Genomic DNA, 21,331 nt, shown 5'->3' with positions numbered 1-21,331 from the left:
CGTCCGCGAGATTTAGTACCACGGTATCATTTGGCGTGCCCTTCAAGAAAAGCTGCTACGGGTTTCCAGATCGCGTTCGACTCCGCGCTGCCGGGAGGCGCCAGGAACGCTGAGTGGCCATAATCGGTCTCGACCCGCACCTCCTGCACACTTGGAAGTTTCTCCAGCAATTCCTCGGTCAGGTACGAGGGGACTGTTCGGTCGCTGCTAATGTCCACCACCAGCGTAAGCACGTTGACCCGTGCCAGCGCCGCCTGCACGTTATTGCCGAACGGAATGCCGACATCATGGCCGGCGCTGGCTCGATAGCGATAGAGCAGGCTGATCGGATCCCAATCGCTGGCCCAGTTTCGCGCCAGCGCCTCTAGCTCGGCGCGATTGGACGCTTCGCCCTGCCGCACCAGATAGGTATCGCTGCGCAGCCACGGCATGAACAGCGCCGCCGCCGCGCGCAAGCGGGCGGCAGCGCTCCAATGCAGGTCCTCGCTCCCGAGGACAGCCTCCATGCCGTCCGCAATGGCCCTAAAATGAGCATCGCTGCGGGCAGCGGGTGCGACAAGGACCAATCGGTCAATCGGAATGGGCTGGTGAACCGCCCACTCCAGCGCCTGGAACGAGCCCATCGACGCTCCCGCTACCGCGTAAAGATGTTCGATTTTAAGCACGTCGCGGATGAGACGCGCCTCGGCTGTAACCATGTCGCGGATCGTGTACCGCGGAAAATGTGCGCCTAACCCATCGGCCGGCTTGGACGACGCCCCGCCGCCGATCGGGTCGACGGTAATGATGAGGAAGCGGTCGGTGTCGAAGGGCTTTCCCGGCCCGATCAATGCGTCGTAGCTGTGGCGGCCGCCGCTGGTGGGCGGTAGCAGCAGGACCGCATTGTCGTGCGCGGGATCGAGGTGGCCGTGCAAGCTGTAGCCAACCCGCATCGCGGCGATCTGGTGCCCCTCCTCGAACCGGAAGGCGCCGATCGAGGCCACCGCGTCGCCCTCCGCAGCAGCAGCCTGGGTCGCCCCGAGCGCCAGAACGGTCGCAGCGACGACTGGGCCCAGCTTCCTCATTGTCCCACGTCCCGCACGACGGAGGAGTAGGGGATCGGCGCCCACGCATAGCCCGCGCCCGAGCGAGCGATGTGACCGAGCCCCGGAAAGGAAATATGTGGTGCCGCCACCAGCGTGTGCGTGCGGGCGAGCTCCGCGAGCGCTGCCTTACGCGTGCGCGCCGCGAGCGCCTCGTCGGCATCGAAATCGATAGTGGTGTCGGGCCGTTGCAACTGGATTTCCGCAGCATGGATGATGTCGCCGACCACGAGCATTCGATCCCCGCGGCTCTCGATCTCGTAGAACGTATGGCCAGGCGTGTGGCCAGGCGCAGCAAGGGCGCGGATGCCGGGAAAGAGCGCGGCGGGCGCATCGAAGGTGCGGATGCGGCCCGCAGTCTGATAGGGCGCCAACGCAGCGCGACCTTGCACGAACATCTGCTGGTGGCTCGCCTTGGCGCGCGCCTTGGCGGCGTCGCTCAGCCAATAGTCGAGTTCCCGCTTCGACAAATAGATTGTGGCGTTCGGGAATACGCGCCGGCCGTCCAGCGTCAGTCCGCCTGAGTGGTCCCCATGGACATGTGTCAGCAGGATCACGTCGATGGCTTCGGGCGCGTAGCCGGCCGCTTTCAACATTGCCGGCAACCGCCCGCAGCAGTCCCCGAACAAGCGGCCCGCGCCGGCATCGATCAGGATGCGGTGCTCGCCGGTGTCGATCAGGAAGCTGTTGATCGAAGTCTCGCGATCCAACGGCTCTCCTGCATCACGGAAGATCGCGGCAAGACCTTCCCGATTGGCACCGTGCAGCAGGCTTCCGAACGGTATGGGCGTTGTGCCGTCGGTGAGAACCGTAACTTTGAAGTCACCCAACGTTACCCGATAATAGCCGGGTGCCTGCGCCTCAGATTGTTGAACGGGGGCGGCTTCACGCTCTACCGCCCAGGCTGTCCAGGGCAAGAGGGCGACTGCCATGACAGCTACTGCAACAGATCGCATATTCGTCTTGTCTCCTCGCAACTCTTCAGGTGCCTCAGTTCAGCGGCACCGCATCTTGCGCGCGAAGAGATGTGCCCATAGCTCCGAATCCGGAAGTACGTACCCAGAGGTAAGTATGAAAAAGAGTTTGGCTTCGTTCCGCGACCTCCAATGCGACGTGTTCCTGGCGGACTGTCCGGCGCGCAAGGTGCTCAGCCTGTTGGCGGAGAAATGGACGCTGCTTATCGTCCACGCGCTCAGCGAGCGCACCTACCGCACTGCGGAGCTGCGCAGGCGGATCGGCGGCGTTTCAGAGAAGATGCTCGTCCAGGCGCTACGCCGGCTGCAGCAGCACGGTCTCGTTACGCGCACCAGTTATCCTGAGGTACCCCCGCGCGTAGAATATGCTCTCACGCCGCTAGGTTTATCGCTCAGCAGCGTCGTACGCGAGCTCGACCGATGGGTCGAGGCTCACGCCATCGAGATCGAGGCATGGGTCGAGGCTTCTGTATCGCATGACTGATCCCCTGAGATTTTGTGGCAAGGTGTGCCAAAACGCCAGCCCCCGCCACGCATCATCAAGACCAACGCGAAAGATCGTCACGGCATCTTCAACAGCCCTCGAGCCGAACTTGCGGGGCGGACGTCGTGAAGCATTGGGCGGACCGCGTTCCCGGCATCCTCCTGAGCGAGGGTGTGCCAGCCCTTTGTGGTCTGCACCCGCTCGCTGGCGGTAAGGGAAGGCGCCCGGCAACCGTGAACCCGCGTAGTCAACGTCGATGAAGGCCTATCGATCAGCAGGGAAGTGACAGACCGGAGTTATGGGACGCCGCTGCTCTCTCATAGGCTTATCCGGGCTTGGGGCACGATCAACCGGATCTGTAGTCCATCGGCTCCCCAACGTCGCTCCATCTTTGCTCCGAGCTCGGTTTCGACCACGCGCTCCGATAGCGCCGTGCCGAAACCGCGGCGTTCCGGCGCTCCGTCGATTTGCGGCCCACCCACCTCCTCCCACAAAATCTCGTAGTTTTCCTCGGAGCGCGCGCAGATGATCGCGACCCTCCCCCCACTCTGCGACAGCGCTCCATATTTGACGGCATTGGTGGCGAGTTCGTGGAAGATGAGCGCCAGCCCTGTGGCAGCGCGGGAGCCGATCGGCACGTCGTCGCCGCTGATCGCCACGACCGCGGCATCATCCACGTTGTACGGCGCGCTCAGCATGCCGAGCAGCCCGTGCACGGTAGCCGGTGCCTGCGGCGGGTTCGAGCGGGCGCTTTGGGGGCGGACATATTCATGCGCGACGGCGAGCGCATCGATCCTTGCCTGCACGCCACGCGCAAAGGCCTGGAACTCCGGTCGGCCGCGCGTTGGAAGCATGACGAGGCTGGAAACCACCGCGAAGATGTTCTTGATGCGATGCGACAGCTCGCGGGCGATCAACTCGCACGATTGCTCCGCCATCTTGAGATCATGGATGTCGGTGCAGGTGCCGTACCAGCGGGCGATCGCGCCGTCCTCGCCTCGCACGCACTGCGCGCGTCCGATTACCCAGCGATATTCACCCGAGCGGTGGCGCAAACGGTATTCGATATGGTAGGGCTCGCCGGTCTCGAGACTGCGCCGCCAGACTTCCCACGCGCGTGCCCGGTCTTCGGGGTGAAACATGCCGTTCCACGCCTCGCCATCGGTTGAGCCAGACGGTACGCCGGTATATTCGTACCACCGGCGATTGTAGTAATCATGGAATCCGTCCGGACGCGTCGACCAGATCATCTGGTCGATCGAGTTGGTGATCGCCTCGTACTTGGCCTCGCTGGCGCGCAATGCCGACTCAGCTTGGCGCTGGTCGGTAATGTCGGTCGCGGTACCGAGGAGACGCTCGTCCCGGTCGAGCCCGGACGAGGCGCCGCGAAGAAGGATTCGCCGCTCTCCTTCTTGAGAAGAAGCGAGCTGATACTCTCTCCGGAAAGGCCGGCGAGCCTGAATGGCGTGGTGAAGCTCTTCCCCCAGCGCGTCGCGTTGGCTAGCGATGACTAAAGCCAGAAACTCGCCAAGGCGCGCCCCATCCCCGGCGTCAGCCGCCAGTTTTCCACCACCGTGCAAGGCCCAGAACGCCTCGTCTGCCCGGAACTTGTCGGTACGTGGATCCCAGCTCCACGTCCCGATACCCCCCGCCGCATCCAGCGCACGACGCAGAAAGTCTCCGTCAGCCACGCACCTGTCCACCGGACTCACTGGCGAATTCATAATCACGTCCTAAATGGTGTTGTGTCAACTAGTAGACACAAGTCTCGTCGTCATGTCTGCCCACTAGTGGACACATTGCCCGGTTTTTTGCGTGACGACCGGCGCGAGCCCTGGAAACAAGGCTTGAGACGAGCGTTCGTCACAGCTTTCGAAAATCGCGAGGTTGGAGATGCGTGCGGCCCAGGAACCGGATCTCACTGTGCCCCCCGGCGGAAACAACTTGCTCCGGGCGGTTAGGTCCGACGACTTCGAGCTGATCCGCCCGTTGCTCCATCCCTATCCGGCGGACGTCGGTGCCGTGCTCTACGAACCTGGCGATCATGTCCGCTATGTCTATTTTCCCTGTGGCCCCAGCCTGGTTTCCTTCATGGTCATGGTAGACGATGGCACCGGTGTGGAGACCGCGCTCATCGGCCGGGAGGGAGCGATCGGAGGCATTGTCAGCCAGGGGCGGTTGCCAGCGTATGCGCGCGCGGTTGTCCAGTTTCCCGGCTTGTTTCTGCGCATGGAAGCTTCGGATCTCGAGGAAGCAAAACTTCAGTCGATCACGTTGCGCCACCTGTTTGCCCGCTACGCCGATTGCGTCATGGCACAGGTATTCCAGTCAGTCGCATGCAACGCCGCGCACACGATCGAGCAGCGCACTGCGAAGTGGCTTCTGGCGGCAATGGACCGCACCGGGGATCATGACGTTCCGCTGACCCAGGAGCAGCTCGCCTCGATGCTGGGTGTTGGAAGAAGCTACATCAGCCGCGTCATCCAGTCGCTCAAGGGTCGAGCGGTCCTGGAGACCAGGCGCGGCAGTGTTCGCGTTCGGCGCCTCGACGAACTTGAGAGCCTTGCCTGCGGCTGTAACATCTCGGTTCGTCGCCATTTCGAAGATGTGCTGAGAGGGGTGTATCCCACGGAGAGCGAAAGCTCCGAGCAGAAGATCGAAGCGGGGGAAAGCCGGCCCGCATCCCGGATGCCCGGTTAGCCGGGATGGAGCCGCGCCGCCCCCACAATGAGACCGAGGCAGAGCAACTTCGCTGGCCCCGATGGCCAGCGGGCTTCCACGGGACGGACGCCTCGACCAGATCAATTCGGACGGCAGCATTTGTGCGTGCAGACCAATCGGATATCGAGCATCCGTCACGAGCGCCCAGGTTGTGTGCGACTACAGCCAATACCGTTCGCACCACGCTCGCATCATTTCGCCCGATTAATGCGAGGCCGCTGTTATATCAGCACCCTGGCAACGACCTGGTTGAAGCCGAGCACGAGAACGATCTCGCTCGCTTCGCTGGTAACTTCGATCCTGCCCCGCAGGTCCAATACGCCGTGTTGCACGTCATCGCAGATTAGCGAACGAGCCTGTTCGATCGCGCACTTTCGAAGGCCAGACGGATCAACCTCCATTCCCTCGAAGTCATGCAGCCAGCCTCGCCGGTCGTACACGTTGAAAAAAAATCGGGGCATGATTGCTCGTATGACGAAAAGCCGGCGCAATCGCTAACCTGGGTGAGCCGCGTTGTGCTTCAGCCGTCGGCGGAGTGCAGCCATCAGGCGATTGAGAACAATCGATCCGCTAGGAACAGAACTTCCCGCCTGAGTACGACGGCTATGTGATTATCCGGATTGGAAAGTTTTAGCGCCCTGGGCATGGATGCCGCATCGCAGGAGGAGCGGCGCCATGGAGCTGTCCGATCGGTTGTCAGAGCATTATTCGCGACGCGCAGCAGAAGAGCGCGAAAAAGCAGACCGGACCGCCAGCGAGCAACGACGGCGCCTCCATCTGGAGCTCGCCGCCATCTACGATGTGCGGGCGAGGGAGCGCCCCGCGACGACGCGATCCTGAACGGCTTCTTTTCGACCCAATGCGCCCGATCGCGCTGCCGACGATAGCCTGCGGCCCTGACTTTTCATAAATCATTGTATGATTGCCGCGTCCGCCGCGCAGCATCGGCCTGACGAACCTTGACAAGTGGAAGGTTCCGGCCATCATCCCACACCTGCTCATTCTCGCGAAAATCGCAGGCTGAGCACGAGCGGCACCGCCAACGCGTTGACGGCCATTGCTGACAGCCAGACGGCACCGGGCCATCGTGCGCGAACGATGAAGTAGAAGCTCGAAAAGACCAGCGGACCGACGATCGACGCCATGCTCATGGCGGACGCCAGCACGCCCTGGAACTGGCCCTGGCGGCTCTCGTCGACAAGGCGCGTGGCGAGCGACTGCAGCGCCGGCGTTCCTATTCCGGAGAGCGCAACGATCGGCATCATCGCGAATACCATCCAGCCCTGTGTAACGAACGCCATCGCGACGAGCGCGACGCAGGCCCCGGCGATACCCGTCAGCACGGCTCCGCGCTCGCCGAGCAGCCTCACGGCTGGTCCGGGCAGGAAGGCCTGCGCGAGCGACTGGCACACGCCGAATACCCCCAGCGACAGGCCGATCCACAGGCCGTTCCAGCCGAACATGTCGTTGCCCCACAGCGCCCAGCAGGTGCCGTAGACCTCGCCCGTGGCGCTCAATGTGAAGAAGATCGCAACGACGGGCACCAGGGTGCGCATCGACACCGCCCAGCGCAGTGGCCGTAGCGGGTTGAGTGCCGCGAGATCGATCTTCTCCCGGCTCGACACACGGGACTCGGGAAGGACGAACAGCGCCAGAAGTAGGTTGGCGGCGTTCAGCCCTGCCGCCGCGATGAACGGCAGCCGCAGCCAATAGTCGCCGAGCACGCCGCCCACGACCGGGCCGAGGATGAAGCCGATCCCGAACATGGCGTTGAACAGGCCGAAGCGCTTGGCTCGCGCCTCTTCGGGCGAGATGTCGGTGATATAGGCCGTCGCGACGGAGATGTTGGCGCTGGTCAGCCCGGCGATGCCGCGCCCGAGGATCAGCAACCAGAGCGACGGCGCCAGCGCCATCAGCACATAATTGACGGCCGCGCCGCCGAGCGAGAGCAGCAGGACGGGCCGGCGGCCGAGGCGATCGCTCAAGGCACCGAGCACCGGCGCGAAGACGAACTGCATCGCCGCGTAGAGTGCAGTGAGGATGCCGATATAGGCCGCGACATTGCGGGCGTGAGTCACATCCTCGACCAGGCGCGGCAGGATCGGGAAGATCAGCCCGATGCCCACGGCGTCGAGCGCGATCGCGGCGAAGATGACGATAAGGGGCCGGTTCATCGCGCGACGACCGGCTGACCGTCGTGGAAGAACCCGCCCGTCGGCCCGTCGGGACCAAGCGTCGCCGCCCAGACCACGCCTTCCGCTGCTTCGGCCGGGGACCGGTCGCCTTCGTCGTCGCCGCGCTCGGGGTGGGTGGCGACCGACCCGGGATCGACGGCGTTCACCAGGATCGGCGTGTCGGCCAGCGACGCCGCCAGCATCGCCGTCAGCCCATTGAGCGCATATTTGGCGAGCGAATAGGCTGGCGAGAATATCGGACCGCGCGGGGCGCCCGCGATCTGCATCGCAGCCGCGCTCGAGACGTTGACGATGCGCGCTGCGGGCGCCTGCCGAAGGAGAGGGATCAGCGCCTGAGTCAGCTCCCAGGTGCCGAATACGCTGACCGCGAAGATCGATTGCAGCGCATCCATATCGGCGTCGAGCGGCGATCGGACCTGGAAGTCCGGCATGGCGCTCGCATTGTTCACGAGCACATCGAGCCGATCGAAATCCCGGCTCAGTCGTTCGACCAACGCCCGGATACTCGCTCGGTCAGCAAGGTCGAGGACGACCGCATCCGCAGCGAGGTTCTGGTCGCGGATGTCGGCGGCTAGCTCTTCCGCCTGGCCCTCGTCCCTCGCGGTCAGGAGGACGTGGTATCCTCGTTCGGCGAGCTGGCGCGCTACGGCATAGCCGAGACCGAGGCGTCGGCTCGCGCCGGTGACGAGGGCGATAGGGGACGGAGAGAAAGGTTGCTGCACGGGTTGGCTCCTTGTCGACGTTCGACCGGAGCGTTTCCCAGGCTAAAGCCCCGCTTCGACGAACGCACAGCCACCGGGATGATGGCTGATGTTCGTCGCGGGGATCTCGAGCGCGAGGCCAAAGACCAGAGCTTTCGTTACCGAAAGGCCTTGGGCTTACCAAACCAAGGCTGCCTTTTCCGACGCGCTGGGGATAGCGGAAAAGGCTGCGAACCGCAATGGTCCGCCGGCACCCGCGCACTCACGCCAGTGCTTTCAGGGTCCGTGTTGGGTCGTGCCTCCCGGCAGGAAAGCGCCTAAATATCAGCTGTTTAAACCGATCCCGGAGTGAGTCCGCAACCTGCTGTTCCATTATCTCGCTCGGGTGACATTGGGACTTTGCTCCCCAGCAGCTATCGGGCACATCGAGGTCAATAGCTGCCGCTCTCGAAACTCAGCTTCGGTTAGAATCCGCGAGTCAGCCGACCCGCGACTTGCGGGGACAAGGTGGTCCGACGCCGCTTCCCCCCGTATCGTGACAAAATGTATATTGGCCAACTCGACGCCGCTATCCGGGGAGGGGCTGTAAGCACGATCCTCCTGCTGGCGTGGCGTATGCTCGGCCAACGTCGGAAGATCGGCTTGCCCGCCGCTTTGTTCGCACCCCTAGCGCTGTGTCTCGTGGGCTTCGTCATCGGCAACACGCCGATGACGTCACTAGTCCCGACTGGGCTCGTCGGCACCGTAGCCCACACAGTCAGCGGCTTCGCCGTCGTCTTCCTGTGGTGGTTCTGCCTGTCATGCTTCGACAGCCGGTTCCGGTTGAAGGGCGGCGTGCTGGGCGTCGGCCTTTTCTGGGCCGCGATTGCCGCGCTCGATCGCGGGCTGCTCGGCGATGCCTTCGCGGACAAGGGGCTATCGCGCCTGCTCGTGCCGTTGGGCTTCGCGATCGTCGGCCATCTGGTCTGGCGCCTCTTGGAAGGACGCGAGGGAGATCTGATCCAGCAACGCCACGATGCGCGTATCATGGTGGCGGTCCTGCTCGGGGGCATGCTGCTCATCGACCTGGCGGCTGACGCGCTGTTCGGCTTCGCATGGCGCCCGATTGCCTTCGCCATGACCCAGAACGCGATGATCCTCGCATTCGGCCTGTGGCTGGCGCGAAGGATATTGATGGTCGATCCCGCCATGCTCACCTTCGGCGTTGCGCAAGCAGCCCCAATGCCGGCCGGGGCGGCACCAAAGCCCGGTCATCGACCGAACACGGAGTTGCACGGCCGACTGTCAGTCCTGATGGAAACGGAGCGGGTGTTCCTCGACCCCGAGCTGACCTTCGCGGGATTCGTCGCGCGCATGGGAGCCCCGGAACGTGCCGTGCGGACGCTGGTCAATCACGAGCTGGGGCACGATCATTTCCGGACCTTCCTGAACCATTACAGGGTCGCGGAGGCGCGTCGCCTGCTGGGGGAGCGGGATCGAGCCGACAAGCTCATCGCCGTGGCACTTGACAGCGGTTTCGCTTCGCTTGCCAGCTTCAACCGGGCTTTTCGTGCGATCGAGGGATGCACGCCCAGCGAGTATCGAGCCGCCGTCCGACAGGGGCAGATGAATCCGCCCTCACAGGATAAGCAGAGTTTTGAGGAGCGAAAAACCGGCTTCTGAGGAGCCGCAGGGCACTTCCGAAGGTAGCGCAGTCGCCTTTGGGCAGGAAGAAGGCGGGCGCGTGAACGGACTGATCGGATTGGGCGGAACACTGGCGCTCCTCCTCGCCCTCGGGGTGGTGGCGGGATTCGCCGATCGGAAACGCTTCTCGCTGCGGTCGTTGTTGATCGCCACGCTGTTGGTCGCGATCAACGATGCTCTTCTGACTGGGCTTTACGGATGGATGCCCGACCCGATCGGAGGAGCGTGGAACTGGCAAGGCAAGCTCCTGGGGCTGGCAGGCACGCTGGCCATCGCCGCGTCGCCAGCATTCGGCTTTTGCCGCGCCGGGCTCACGATCGCGCAGGCGCCAGGCAGCCTGAAAGCCGCATTGCCGGTTGCGGCGCTCTACTGTGCCTTCTTCGCCGTCATCGCCATCATGTTTCCCGCAGGCCGATCCAGCGGCGAAGAGATCGCCTTCCAATTGACTATGCCGGGCTTGGAGGAAGAGCCCTTCTATCGAGGCATCCTGCTGTTCGCGCTCGATCAGGCGTTCACCGGCAGGAAGCGGCTCCTCGGGGTTGATTGGGGATGGGGTGCCGTTCTGTCATGCTTCCTCTTCGGGATGGCACATGCCTTCGGCTTTTCGCACGGTAGCTTCTCCTTCGACGCTATAACCATGGCGTTGACCGGACTCCCTGCGTTCATTGCCGTCTGGCTGCGTCTGCGCACAGGAAGCCTGCTCCTGCCGGTCCTGCTCCACAATTTCGGCAACTCGTTCTCGTTGTTCGTGTAGCGGTGGTTCCGAATGGGAAGGTACAGCGGGATAGCCCCGGCCGGGTCAATCTCCTCGATTCCTCTATGGGCCGCTTGCCAGGAATCCATTCCCGATTGCTCTTCTCCGAACTTGGCTCCTGGAGACGGCTATGCGCTTGAATTGTCGCCGTTCGCCATACTGGCTTGCGATCCTGAAGCTGTCGGTCGCTCATTTCGTTCGGGACGGCAGCCGGAACGACCGACATTGGTGACCAAGCTGCCTTTCCAGCAAGCGTTACGGACGGCGGCTCTCATCCGCAGGGGACATCGCTCAATGGGCAGGAAGTAGATTTACACAGGTGCTGGTTTGGCCGTCGCGCGTGCCCGCTGCGACAGAGTAGCGGACCAGTCAGGATGTCCTATCCACGACCTGGTTGTGCGTTTCTGCAGTCGCTCGCGCCAGCGTGCCAGATCACCCTCGCGCGCATCGATCCTGATCCCAGGGCCGCCTCAAAGGCCGCGCCGAAGGAAGCATCAGCGTCGTAAAGCAAGTTCGGCCGGCGGGCAGTCGCGGAGGTCATCTCGATCGTCACGTCTCCGCGCTCGTCTGGCCGCACCCCGACGCGATGGCTTGCCGGCCTGCATCTCAAACGACTGTCAGTACGATCTTGCCCTGGAGGTGCCCTGCCGCGGCATGCTCGTGCGCCTTGTTTGCATCGGCGAGCGGAAAAATGCTGTCGATGACGACGCGGATCGTGCCGTCGTCCAGCAGGGGCGCGATCTCAGCCAGTTGCGGGCCGTTCGAATTGACCTGGGTCGTCGACACGGTAACGCCGCGCCGGGCGGCCTCGCCCTTGTCGTCGAAGCCCAACCCGAACACCGGAAAGAGCGCGCCGCCCCGCTTCAATGTCTTCAGGAACCGGTCGCCCTTCGGACCCCCGACCGCGTCCACTACGAGGTCGAGGTCGGTGAGCACGTCTTCCACGTTGGTCTTGCCATAATCGTAGAATGCATCGGCGCCGAGATCGCGCAGCATCGCCTCGTGGCTGCCGGAGGCGACGGCGATTACCTGCGCGCCCTTCCACTTGGCCAACTGCACCAGGAAATGACCGACCCCGCCGGCGGCGCCGTTCACGAGAACCTTCCTCCCCTCGAGCGGTACAGGAACATGCTGGGCCGGCTGGAGCGGGTTCGGCGCGTCATGCCCCTGCTCGATCAGGAACTGCCAGGCCGTCAGCAGCGACATGGGTGCGGCCGCAGCGTGCACATGGTCGATACCACTCGGTTTGAGCGCGAGATCGGACACCGGCACGGCGACATATTGGGCGTAGGCCCGACTTTCCCCGGCAATGCCGCCCGGGAACCGGACCATGGCATAGACTTCGTCGCCGACGGAAAAGTCCGTCACGTCATCGGCCACCGCCTCAATGACCCCGGAGATATCGGTGCCGGGAATGATCGGAAACGTCATCTCGGGCTGCCACTCCGGCGGCAGCATTTTGTAGCCCTCGCGCAGATACCAGTCGGGCGGGTTGACCCCGACGGCATGGACGCGGACCAGCGCCTCGCCCGGTTTCACCTGCGGCTTCGGAGCATCTTCGTAGACCAGGACCTCCGGTCCGCCGAATGCATGCAGACGGACTGCTTTCATGACCTCGCTCATCCGAACCTCCTCGAAGGGTATTCGACCCGAGCGGCCATTTAGGGTTTGATTCTTGGTTGATAATGTTGCTCATGTTCGCTTCAGTATTGCCATGAAGGAACAACTGGCTTTAGAGCGTCTGACCGGCCTGATCGCCTTCGCGCGAGCGGGGTCGATCGGCAGCTACACGGCCGCAGCGCGATCGCTTGGCATTTCCCCGTCCGCTGTCAGCAAGAGCGTGCAGCGCCTTGAGCAGCGTCTCGGCGTCTCGTTATTCACGCGAACGACCCGTTCTCTGACGCTGACGCCGGAAGGCCGCGACCTGCATGGACGCGCACTGAAACTGCTTCAGGATGCCGAGGAGATCGAGCAGATCGCGAGCGCAGTTCGTGCCGGGCCGTCAGGCATGTTGCGCATTGCCGCATCACTGCCGATCGGGCTGCATCTGATCGCGCCTTCGCTGCCACATTTCCGTGCCCTTCACCCCAAGGTGACGATCGATCTGCGGCTCGACGATCATGTGATCGACATTGTCGACCACGGGATCGACATCGCCATCCGCATCGGAGACCTGGCCGATTCCCGACTCCTCTCACGACGGCTGGCGCCGTTCCGCCTGTGCGCTTTCGCCTCTCCTGCCTACCTGGCGGCGAAGGGCACGCCGGCGCACCCGGGCGATCTGGAAGGCCATGAGACCGTCAATCTACGCTATCAGAGCACCGGCCAGCTCTTTCGCTGGCCCTTTCGGGTCGGCGAGCGCGAAATCGAAATCGTGCCGTCCTCCGCGGTGATCGTGGACGCGAGCGAAGCCGTCGTCGCGACGGTGGTGGCGGGTGGCGGAATCGGCATCAGCGCCGCGTTCATAGCGGCGCCCTATGTCGCGCGCGGCGAACTCGTCCCTGTGCTGGCTGATCATGCCATCGAGCGGCACAACATCACGGCTCTTTGGCCCGAGAGCCGGCGCATGAACCCTGCCGTGCGCGCTTTTCTGGATCATCTCCAGGGCGTTGCAAGCCGGAGCGCCGCGCAGAAATGACGGGTTCCAGGCAATGCGACCGGCGTGGTGCCCAGGGCTGATGCATGTGGCGTGGACACCGGGCCAGAAGATCCAGATCGCGATGGGATCGGCCTTCGTGGCGCGCACCTATACGCCGACCATATGGAATGCCGCTGAGGGGCGTACCTGCATCCTCGGCTACGCGCACGGCATGGGGCCAGACAGCGATTGCCTGCGTGCCGCCACGCCGGGCTCCAGTTGCGATATCTTCGGTCCGCGCGTGTCGCTGGACATCCGCCATCCCAGCGGGCCGCTGGCGATCTTCGGGGACGAGATATCGCTCGGGCTCGCCCATGCCCTTGCGCAAAGCGGGGGCATAGAGGCGGTGACCGGCTTTTTTGAGATCGGAGATGTCGAGGCCAGCAGCTCGGTGGCGACGCAACTCGACCTCCAAAACTATGCGCTCGTCGGCCGCAAGGCGGAAGATGCGCATCTGTCCGAGTTCGAGTCCAGACTATCCGCGCTCGCGGACGCAGGAGCGACACTCGTGCTGACCGGCAAAGCCGGATGCATTCAGCGCATACGCCGAACTCTAAAGGCGCTCGATGTGCCGTCGCAGCGGATTCGAACCAAAGCCTATTGGACACCGGGCAAGACCGGTCTCGGCCGAGCTTCTCGTCCGACACGCACTGCTCGGCTTCCGGTCCCACAGATTCGATTTGTATCTGCGTCCGGGTTATTTCCGCTTCCACCGGCCGTGGTCCTCGAAGCGGACCGCCCGTTACGGCCCAAATTCCGCCGTTCCGCCAAGCGGTCCCCAAGTATGTATTCTGTGTCACCAGCGAGCGCCTGACGCACCGACCGAAATCCGGCGACCCTTGAGGCTGAGCCCGGGACGCTGAGTCGCGCGGGCGGAGGCCCGCATGACACCGACGAAGCTTCTCCTTGGTCAGATGCTGGTTGTCGCCGCGATCGTCGTTGCCGGCATCTGGTTCGCGACCCAATGGGCAGCGGCATCCCTCGCGTACCAGCCCGAGCTTGGCACGCCGTGGTTCAGGCTCGGCGACACGCCTGTCTACACGCCCTGGTCGCTCTTCCCCTGGTGGTTCCATTTCGACGCTTATGCCCCGGTCGTATTCGACGAGGCGGGCGCGATCGCCGCCGCTGGCGGGCTGCTGGGCTGCGCGGCGGCGGTTGCCGGCTCGGTCTGGCGAGCTCGGCAGCGGCGCAACGTTACGACCTATGGGTCCGCACGCTGGGCGAACTCTCGCGACATCCGCGCTGCGGGCCTCGCGGCTGAGGCCGGCGTGTTTCTCGGCCGGGCCGCTAGGCGCTATCTGCGCCATGACGGGCCGGAGCATGTCATGGCGTTCGCGCCGACGCGCTCGGGCAAGGGCATCGGCCTCGTCGTGCCGACCCTGCTCGGCTGGACCGGCTCGACGGTCGTCCACGACATCAAGGGCGAGAACTGGCAGCTGACCGCGGGCTGGCGGTCGCGCTTCTCCCACTGCCTGCTCTTCAACCCGACCGATGTGCGCTCAGCGCGGTACAACCCGCTGCTCGAGGTACGCCGGGGCGCCGACGAGGTTCGCGACGTCCAGAATATCGCCGACATTCTGGTCGATCCCGAAGGCGCGCTCGAGCGGCGCAATCATTGGGAGAAGACCAGCCATTCGCTGCTGGTCGGCGCGATCCTCCACGTCCTCTACGCCGAGGAGGAGAAGACGCTCGCCCGGGTTGCCGCTTTCCTGTCCGATCCCGAGCGCCCGTTCGTCGCCACGCTGCGCGCGATGATGACGACCAATCATCTCGGCACCGAGGAGATGCCGCTGGTGCATCCGGTCGTCGCCTCTGCGGCGCGCGAGGTGCTCAACAAGTCCGACAACGAGCGTTCGGGCGTGCTGTCGACCGCCATGTCGTTCCTCAGCCTCTACCGCGATCCCACCGTCGCAGCGGTCACGGCCGCGTCCGACTGGCGGGTCGAGGATCTGGTCGCCGCACGGCATCCGGTGTCGCTCTACCTGGTCGTACCGCCCTCGGACATCAGCCGCACCAAACCGCTGATCCGGCTCGTGCTCAATCAGATCGGCCGGCGCCTGACAGAGCAGCTGCATGCCGCAGGCGTGCCCGGGCGCCACAAGCTGCTGATGATGCTCGACGAGTTCCCGGCGCTCGGCCGCCTCGACTTCTTCGAGACCAGCCTCGCCTTCCTCGCCGGCTATGGTGTCCGCGCCTTCCTGATCGCGCAGAGCCTGAACCAGATCGAGAAGGCCTATGGCGAGCACAACGCCATCCTCGACAACTGCCATGTCCGGGTCGCGTTCGCGACCAACGACGAGCGGACCGCCAAGCGCATCTCCGACGCGCTCGGCACCGCGACCGAGCAGCGCGCCATGCGTAACTATGCCGGCCACCGCCTCGCGCCATGGCTCGCGCACGTCATGGTCAGCCGCCAGGAGACCGCGCGGGCACTGCTGACGCCCGGCGAGGTCATGCAGCTGCCGCCGACCGACGAGCTGGTGCTGGTCGCGGGTTATCCGCCGGTCCGCGCGCGGAAGCTTCGCTACTTCGAAGACGCCGCGTTCAAGGCGCGCTTACTGCCGCCTCCGTCGCTCGGATGCGGCGGGGCACCCGACCTGCCGCCCCAGCGCGCCAATGACTGGCAGGACCGTGTCCGCCCGGTCGATGCGCGGCTCGCCGAGGCCGCTCCCGAAGACGGGGAGGATGCCGGCGGCCTCGAGCAGGCGCGTCATCCCGCCCAGGAAATCGTGGCCGCGACACCTGTCGATCTGGCGCCCGCCGACCCGCTCGGGCTGGGCGATGACGAAGGCGACCCTGCCGCCGACAAGCGAGCCATGGATCAGGCCACTGCCGGCACCGCGCGGCGCGCCTATGCCCTCGACATGGCCGACAGGCGGCCCGGTAATCTTGAGCTGGACCTTTGAGATGGCCGACCGCGTCCGCCACCAGCTCTTCCTGCCGAAGCCGGTCAGCGATCGTCTGGAGGCGCTCGCCGCCGCACCCGGCGCGACCAAGTCCGCGATCCTCACCGACGCCGTGACCGCCTGGCTAAACCGCCGCGGCGCTTCCGAGCTCGAGGATCGCTTCGCGCTGCGCCTCGATCGGATCTCCAATGCGCTCGGCCGCATCGAGCGCGACGACCATGTCGTGCTCGAGACGCTCGCGCTCTTCATCCGCTTCGAGCTCGCGATCCAGGCACCTCTCGCCGAGAACGACGCGGCGGGCCGCGCGCTCGCGCGCGAGCGCTTCGAGGCGTTCGTCACCCAGGTCGGACGCGCCGTCGCGACCGGCAGGCGCACGCTCCTTTCCGCGGAGGAGGAGCGATGAGCGAGATCCTTTCTGCCGATCGCCGGCGCGCGATGCTGCGCACCGCGATGGGTCCCGACATCGCCTCGGCGCTTGCCGACAGCCAGGTGATCGAGGTCATGGTCAATCCCGACGGCTCGCTGCGCCTCGACCGGCTCGGCGAAGGCCGGATCGACACGGGCGTCGTCCTCGAAGCGCCGCAGGTCGAACGGATCGTCCGGCTGGTCGCGAGCCATGCCCGCGCCGAGGTCCATGGCGGGCAGCCGATCATCTCGGCGGAGCTTCCTGCGCATCTCGACGGCCGGGCCGGCGAGCGCTTCGAAGGCGTGCTGCCGCCGGTCTCGATCGGCCCCTGCTTCTCGATCCGCAAGCCCGCCCAGCGCCTCTACACGCTCGACGACTATGTCGCCGACGGGATCATGTCCGCGGCGATGGCGGATATGCTGCGGGCGGCGGTCACCCAGCGGTTCAACATCCTCATCGCCGGTGGGACGAGCTCGGGCAAGACGACGCTCGCCAACGCGCTCCTTGCCGAGATGCGCTGGGTGGATGCCCGCGTCATCCTGATCGAGGATACGCGCGAGCTGCAGAGCCCGGCGCCGGACACGGTGGCGCTACGCACCCGCCCAGGGATCGTGTCGATGACCGACCTGGTGCGCTCGACGCTCCGCCTCCGCCCGGACCGGATCATCGTCGGCGAGGTCCGCGGGCCCGAGGCGCTCGATATGCTCAAGGCCTGGAACACCGGGCATCCCGGCGGGATCGCCACCGTCCACGCCAACTCGGCCGAGGCCGCGCTCTACCGCATCGAGCAGCTCGTCCAGGAAGCGGTCGTCACCGTGCCCCGCCGCCTCGTCGCCGAGGCGATCGACCTCGTCGTCTTCATCGCCGGGCGCGGTGCCCAGCGCTCGGTCGACGCGATCGCGCGCGTCGTCGGCGTCGATCCCGACACCGGCGCCTACGCGCTCGCCCCCTTCCACCTCCCCGTCAATCAAGGAGCCTGACCATGAAGACCATTGCCTTGCCTGCTAGGCCGCGCCTGCTGGCCGGCGCCGCCCTTGCCGTCCTGGCCGCCGGCCAGGCCTGGGCCTCCGGAACCGGCATGCCGTGGGAGGAGCCGCTCCAGCAGGTACTGGAGTCGGTCCAGGGTCCGGTCGCCAAGATCGTCGCGGTGATCATCATCATTGTGACCGGCCTGACATTGGCCTTCGGTGAGACGGCCGGCGGCTTCCGCCGGCTCATCCAGATCATCTTCGGGCTGAGCATCGCCTTTGCGGCGTCGAGCTTCTTCCTGTCCTTCTTCTCGTTCGGCGGCGGGGCGCTGCTGGCATGATCGGAGACGGCCAGCATCTCGACGGATTCGAGGCGCCGCTCCACCGGTCGCTCACCGAGCCGATCCTGCTCGGCGGCGCGCCGCGCGCCATCGCGATCGTCAACGGCACCGTCGCCGCCGCGCTGGGCCTCGGGCTCCAGCAATGGATCGCGGGCGTGCTGGTCTGGGCCGTCGGGCACACCATCGCGGTGTTCGCGGCGAAGCGCGACCCGGACTTCGCTCCGGTGCTCGCGCGCCACCTGCGGCAGCGGGGATATCTCGCATGCTGAACCTGCGCGAATATCGCAGCCGCGCCGATCGGCTGGCCGATCATCTGCCCTGGGCCGCGCTGGTCGCGCCCGGCGTGGTGCTCAACAAGGACGGCAGCTTCCAGCGCACGTTGCGCTTCCGCGGCCCCGACCTCGAATCCGCGACCGAGGCCGAGCTGGTCTCCGCCTGCGCGCGCGCCAACAATGTGCTCAAGCGCTTCGGCTCGGGCTGGGCGCTGCACATCGAGGCCGAGCGCAGCGAGGCACCAGGCTATCCGGCGAGCAGCTTCCCGGACGCGGCGTCCTGGCTGGTCGACGAGGAACGGCGCGCGTCGTTCGAGGCGGCAGGCACCCATTTCGAGAGCCGCTACCATCTCACCCTGACATTTCTGCCGCCGCCCGACCAGGCGGACCGTGCCGGCCGCGCGCTGGTCGAGCGCGCCGACGCTTCGCAGGGCCGCGACTGGCGCCAGGCGCTGGCCGGGTTCGTCGCGGAGACCGATCGCGCGCTCGACCTCTTCTCGGGCTTCATGCCCGAGATTGCCGCGCTCGACGACGCGGAGACGCTCACTTTCCTCCACGGCACGATATCGACGCGACGCCACGGCGTGGGCGTGCCCGAGACGCCGATGTATCTCGACTGGCTGCTCGCCGATACGCCGCTCGCCGGCGGGCTCGAGCCGATGCTCGGGAGCCTGCACCTGCGCACGCTGACCATCCTCGGCTTCCCCGGCCTCAGCCGGCCCGGGATCCTCGACGCGCTCAACCACCAGGACTTCGCCTATCGCTGGGTTACGCGGTTCATCGCGCTCGACAAGACCGAGGCGACGAGGGCGCTGACGCGGCTGCGCCGCCAATGGTTCAACAAGCGCAAGTCGGTCACCGCGATGCTGCGCGAGGTGATCTACAACCAGCCGGTCCAACTGCTCGATAGCGACGCCGACAACAAGACCGCCGACGCTGATCTCGCGCTCCAGGCGCTAGGCGGCGCCCATGTCGCCTTCGGATACCTCACCACGACCATCACCGTCGTCGACGAGGACCGCGCCCGTGTCGAGGACAAGGTCCGCGCGGTCGAGCGGGTCGTCAACGGGCTCGGCTTCACCTGCATCCGCGAAGGGCTGAATGCGGTCGAGGCCTGGCTCTCGAGCCTGCCGGGACAGGTCTATGCCAATGTCCGGCAGCCGCTCGTCCACACGCTCAACCTGGCGCACCTGATGCCGCTGTCGAGCGTCTGGGCGGGGCCGGAGCGCAACCAGCATCTGGACGGGCCGCCGCTCCTATATGCCGAGACCAGCGGATCGACTCCGTTCCGGCTGTCGACCCATGTCGGCGACGTCGGGCACATGATGATCGTCGGGCCTACCGGTGCCGGCAAGTCGGTCCTGCTCGCGCTGATCGCGCTCCAGTTCCGCCGCTATCCGGGCAGCCGGCTCTACCTCTTCGACATGGGCCGCTCGGCGCGCGCGGCCACGCTCGCGATGGGCGGCGCGCATCACGGCCTCGGCCTCGGCGGCGATGCCGGCGAGACGATCGCGTTCCAGCCGCTCGCCGGGATCGGTGACGCCGGGGAGCGTGCCTGGGCGGCCGAATGGATCGCCGCGCTGCTCGCGCACGAGAAGGTCGTGGTCACGCCGGAGGTGAAGGAGGCCGTCTGGTCGGCGCTGACCAGCCTGGCGAGTGCGCCGATCGAGGAGCGGACGCTCACCGGCCTGTCGCTGCTGCTCCAGTCGATGGCGCTCCGCTCGGCGCTCGCGCCCTATACGCTCGAGGGTCCGTTCGGCCGGCTGCTCGACGCGGCCGAGGACGACCTGCGCATGGCGGACGTCCAGTGTTTCGAGACCGAGGCGCTGATGGGCGCCGGCAGCGTGGTCGCGCCGGTCCTGACCTATCTCTTCCACCGGCTCGAGGCGCGGTTCACCGGACGCCCGACACTGCTGATCCTCGACGAGGCCTGGAAGTTCCTCGACCACCCATTGTTCGCAGCGCGCATCCGTGAGTGGCTGAAGACGCTGCGCAAGAAGAACGTCGCGGTGATCTTCGCGAGCCAGAGCCTCGCCGACATCGCCGACAGCGGCATCGCGCCCGCCATCATCGAGAGCTGCCCGCAGCGCATCCTGCTTCCCAATGCCGCGGCGATCGAGCCGCAGGGGCGCGCGGCCTATCAGCGGTTCGGGCTCAACGACCGGCAGATCGAGCTCGTCAGCCGCGCGACGCCCAAGCGGCATTACTACCTCCAGTCCGCCGCCGGCAACCGCCTCTTCGAGCTGGGCCTCGGGCCCGTCGCGCTCGCCCTGTGCGGCGCCTCCGATCCCGCGACGCAGGCGCGCATCGACGCGCTGCTCGCCGCGCACGGCCCGTCAGATTTCGCCGTGCGCTTCCTCGAGGAGGCCGGGCTCGACTGGGCCGCGGCACTGCTCGCCCAATTCCCCGATCCCCAAGCGAAGGAGTAGAAGTGATGCCTATCCTCACCCGCAAGAACCTGATCGCGACGGCGCTGGGCCTCGGTGCCCTGGGCTCGCTCACGATGGGCTTCGTGAACAGCGCACACGCGCAGATCACGGTGTTCGATCCCAGCAACTATAGTCAGACCGTCCTGACCGCGGCACGCACGCTCCAGCAGGTCAACAACCAGATCCAGTCGCTCCAGAACGAGGCGCAGATGCTGCTCCGGCTGGACCGGAACCTGAAGCGCATCGCCTTTCCGCAGCTCCAGGCGCTGCTCGACAGGCTCGACGGCATCGACCGGCTGATGAAGCAGGCGCAGAGCGTCGACTTCGAGGTGGACCAGCTCGAGGCCAGGCTGAAAGAGCTTTATCCGCGCAGCTTCGACCCCGGCTCGACGCGCGACCAGCGGCTGCAGGCGGCCCGGGCGCGCTACGATGCGAGCACCGATGCGCTCCGCCGGACGATGACCATCCAGAGCGGCATCGTGCAGCAGGCACGCGAGGACGCCGAGGCGCTGGCCGAGATCGCGGCACGCAGCCAGGGCGCGGAAGGCGCGCTCGCCATCGGCCAAGCGACCAACCAGCTGCTCGCGCTCACCGCCAAGCAGGGCATGGCGCTCCAGCAGATGATGGCCGCGCAGTTCCGCGCCGACGCGCTCGAGAAGCAGCGCCAGCTGACCGAGTCCGAGGCGTCGCGTGCCGCGACGCGCAGGTTCCTCGGCACCGGCACCGCCTACACCCCCCGGCAATAGCGAGACCGGCCGCGGCGGATAAAGCCCCCTG

General features: G+C 65.8%; 21 protein-coding genes. 14 read left to right on the top strand and 7 right to left on the bottom strand.

What is annotated here, in order from left to right; genetic code table 11:
- Positions 1-26: 26 nt before the first annotated feature.
- Together FHR20_RS00210 and FHR20_RS00205 are read right to left on the bottom strand one after the other, a co-directional pair.
- Positions 27-1,064, bottom strand: a complete 1,038-nt coding sequence (locus FHR20_RS00210) for an alpha/beta fold hydrolase (protein ID WP_167297704.1) — start codon at positions 1,062-1,064, stop codon at positions 27-29.
- On the bottom strand, positions 1,061-2,014 hold the full coding sequence (locus FHR20_RS00205; RefSeq protein ID WP_208413344.1) for an MBL fold metallo-hydrolase: 954 nt from the start codon (positions 2,012-2,014) through the stop codon (positions 1,061-1,063). Before FHR20_RS00205 ends, FHR20_RS00210 begins: the two co-directional genes overlap by 4 nt.
- Positions 2,015-2,153: 139 nt before the next feature.
- On the opposite strand from FHR20_RS00205, the gene FHR20_RS00200 reads away from it, so the two are divergent.
- Complete coding sequence (locus FHR20_RS00200) at positions 2,154-2,540, top strand: winged helix-turn-helix transcriptional regulator (protein WP_167297702.1); 387 nt, start codon at positions 2,154-2,156, stop codon at positions 2,538-2,540.
- 317 nt (positions 2,541-2,857) lie between these two features.
- On the opposite strand, the gene FHR20_RS00195 is transcribed toward FHR20_RS00200, so the two are convergent.
- Positions 2,858-4,231 (bottom strand): PAS domain-containing protein, encoded by a 1,374-nt coding sequence (locus FHR20_RS00195; RefSeq protein WP_208413343.1) that lies wholly within the window; start codon positions 4,229-4,231, stop codon positions 2,858-2,860.
- 202 nt (positions 4,232-4,433) lie between these two features.
- Between FHR20_RS00195 and FHR20_RS00190 the strand changes: the two genes are divergently transcribed.
- Complete coding sequence (locus FHR20_RS00190) at positions 4,434-5,240, top strand: Crp/Fnr family transcriptional regulator (RefSeq protein ID WP_167297700.1); 807 nt, start codon at positions 4,434-4,436, stop codon at positions 5,238-5,240.
- Positions 5,241-5,482: 242 nt separating this feature from the next.
- On the opposite strand, the gene FHR20_RS23190 is transcribed toward FHR20_RS00190, so the two are convergent.
- The gene (locus tag FHR20_RS23190; RefSeq protein WP_425057367.1) at positions 5,483-5,722 is read right to left on the bottom strand and encodes a DUF6894 family protein; all 240 of its coding nucleotides are present in this window, start codon (positions 5,720-5,722) and stop codon (positions 5,483-5,485) included.
- 214 nt (positions 5,723-5,936) lie between these two features.
- On the opposite strand from FHR20_RS23190, the gene FHR20_RS00185 reads away from it, so the two are divergent.
- A complete protein-coding gene (locus FHR20_RS00185; protein WP_167297699.1) occupies positions 5,937-6,101 on the top strand; it encodes a hypothetical protein in 165 nt (54 codons plus the stop codon).
- A 158-nt stretch (positions 6,102-6,259) separates the two neighbouring features.
- Here the strand turns inward: FHR20_RS00185 and FHR20_RS00180 are convergent, their stop codons facing one another.
- Together FHR20_RS00180 and FHR20_RS00175 are read right to left on the bottom strand one after the other, a co-directional pair.
- On the bottom strand, positions 6,260-7,435 hold the full coding sequence (locus FHR20_RS00180) for a TCR/Tet family MFS transporter (RefSeq protein WP_167297698.1): 1,176 nt from the start codon (positions 7,433-7,435) through the stop codon (positions 6,260-6,262).
- Positions 7,432-8,178: an SDR family NAD(P)-dependent oxidoreductase gene (locus tag FHR20_RS00175; protein ID WP_167297697.1), complete on the bottom strand. Its 747-nt coding sequence runs from the start codon at positions 8,176-8,178 to the stop codon at positions 7,432-7,434. Before FHR20_RS00175 ends, FHR20_RS00180 begins: the two co-directional genes overlap by 4 nt.
- A gap of 594 nt (positions 8,179-8,772) precedes the next feature.
- Between FHR20_RS00175 and FHR20_RS00170 the strand changes: the two genes are divergently transcribed.
- Positions 8,773-9,819: a helix-turn-helix domain-containing protein gene (locus FHR20_RS00170; RefSeq protein WP_208413342.1), complete on the top strand. Its 1,047-nt coding sequence runs from the start codon at positions 8,773-8,775 to the stop codon at positions 9,817-9,819.
- A 61-nt stretch (positions 9,820-9,880) separates the two neighbouring features.
- Positions 9,881-10,594 carry a CPBP family intramembrane glutamic endopeptidase, BDIM_20840 family gene (locus tag FHR20_RS00165; protein WP_167297695.1) on the top strand — a complete coding sequence of 238 codons (714 nt, stop codon included), beginning with the start codon at positions 9,881-9,883 and terminating at the stop codon, positions 10,592-10,594.
- Between the two features lie 606 nt (positions 10,595-11,200).
- Here FHR20_RS00165 and FHR20_RS00160 read toward each other — a convergent pair.
- Positions 11,201-12,217 (bottom strand): NADP-dependent oxidoreductase, encoded by a 1,017-nt coding sequence (locus FHR20_RS00160; RefSeq protein WP_167297693.1) that lies wholly within the window; start codon positions 12,215-12,217, stop codon positions 11,201-11,203.
- A gap of 52 nt (positions 12,218-12,269) precedes the next feature.
- On the opposite strand from FHR20_RS00160, the gene FHR20_RS00155 reads away from it, so the two are divergent.
- From FHR20_RS00155 to trbJ, 9 genes are all read left to right on the top strand, one after another.
- Entirely contained in the window at positions 12,270-13,232 is a 963-nt protein-coding gene (locus FHR20_RS00155; protein ID WP_243857085.1) for a LysR family transcriptional regulator, read from the top strand.
- A gap of 40 nt (positions 13,233-13,272) precedes the next feature.
- Positions 13,273-14,046, top strand: coding sequence for an SIP domain-containing protein (locus FHR20_RS00150; protein ID WP_167297691.1), 774 nt, complete (start codon positions 13,273-13,275; stop codon positions 14,044-14,046).
- 70 nt (positions 14,047-14,116) lie between these two features.
- A complete protein-coding gene (locus tag FHR20_RS00145; RefSeq protein ID WP_167297689.1) occupies positions 14,117-16,138 on the top strand; it encodes a conjugal transfer protein TraG in 2,022 nt (673 codons plus the stop codon).
- A gap of 1 nt (position 16,139) precedes the next feature.
- The gene (locus FHR20_RS00140; RefSeq protein WP_167299296.1) at positions 16,140-16,541 is read left to right on the top strand and encodes a CopG family transcriptional regulator; all 402 of its coding nucleotides are present in this window, start codon (positions 16,140-16,142) and stop codon (positions 16,539-16,541) included.
- Entirely contained in the window at positions 16,538-17,524 is a 987-nt protein-coding gene (trbB, locus tag FHR20_RS00135; RefSeq protein ID WP_167297687.1) for a P-type conjugative transfer ATPase TrbB, read from the top strand. The genes FHR20_RS00140 and trbB overlap by 4 nt, the downstream gene beginning before the upstream one ends.
- A gap of 2 nt (positions 17,525-17,526) precedes the next feature.
- The gene (locus FHR20_RS00130; RefSeq protein ID WP_167297685.1) at positions 17,527-17,853 is read left to right on the top strand and encodes a TrbC/VirB2 family type IV secretion system protein; all 327 of its coding nucleotides are present in this window, start codon (positions 17,527-17,529) and stop codon (positions 17,851-17,853) included.
- Positions 17,850-18,122, top strand: a complete 273-nt coding sequence (locus tag FHR20_RS00125) for a VirB3 family type IV secretion system protein (protein WP_167297683.1) — start codon at positions 17,850-17,852, stop codon at positions 18,120-18,122. The genes FHR20_RS00130 and FHR20_RS00125 overlap by 4 nt, the downstream gene beginning before the upstream one ends.
- Positions 18,116-20,554: a conjugal transfer protein TrbE gene (trbE, locus tag FHR20_RS00120; protein WP_167297681.1), complete on the top strand. Its 2,439-nt coding sequence runs from the start codon at positions 18,116-18,118 to the stop codon at positions 20,552-20,554. Before FHR20_RS00125 ends, trbE begins: the two co-directional genes overlap by 7 nt.
- A gap of 5 nt (positions 20,555-20,559) precedes the next feature.
- A complete protein-coding gene (gene trbJ, locus FHR20_RS00115; protein ID WP_167297679.1) occupies positions 20,560-21,300 on the top strand; it encodes a P-type conjugative transfer protein TrbJ in 741 nt (246 codons plus the stop codon).
- The last annotated feature ends 31 nt before the right edge of the window (positions 21,301-21,331 follow it).

Origin of the sequence: Sphingomonas leidyi (genome assembly GCF_011761945.1) — a bacterium.
Lineage (GTDB): Bacteria > Pseudomonadota > Alphaproteobacteria > Sphingomonadales > Sphingomonadaceae > Sphingomonas > Sphingomonas leidyi.
Note: the sequence above shows the minus strand (reverse complement) of the source record. Positions and strands in the feature narration are given on the sequence as shown.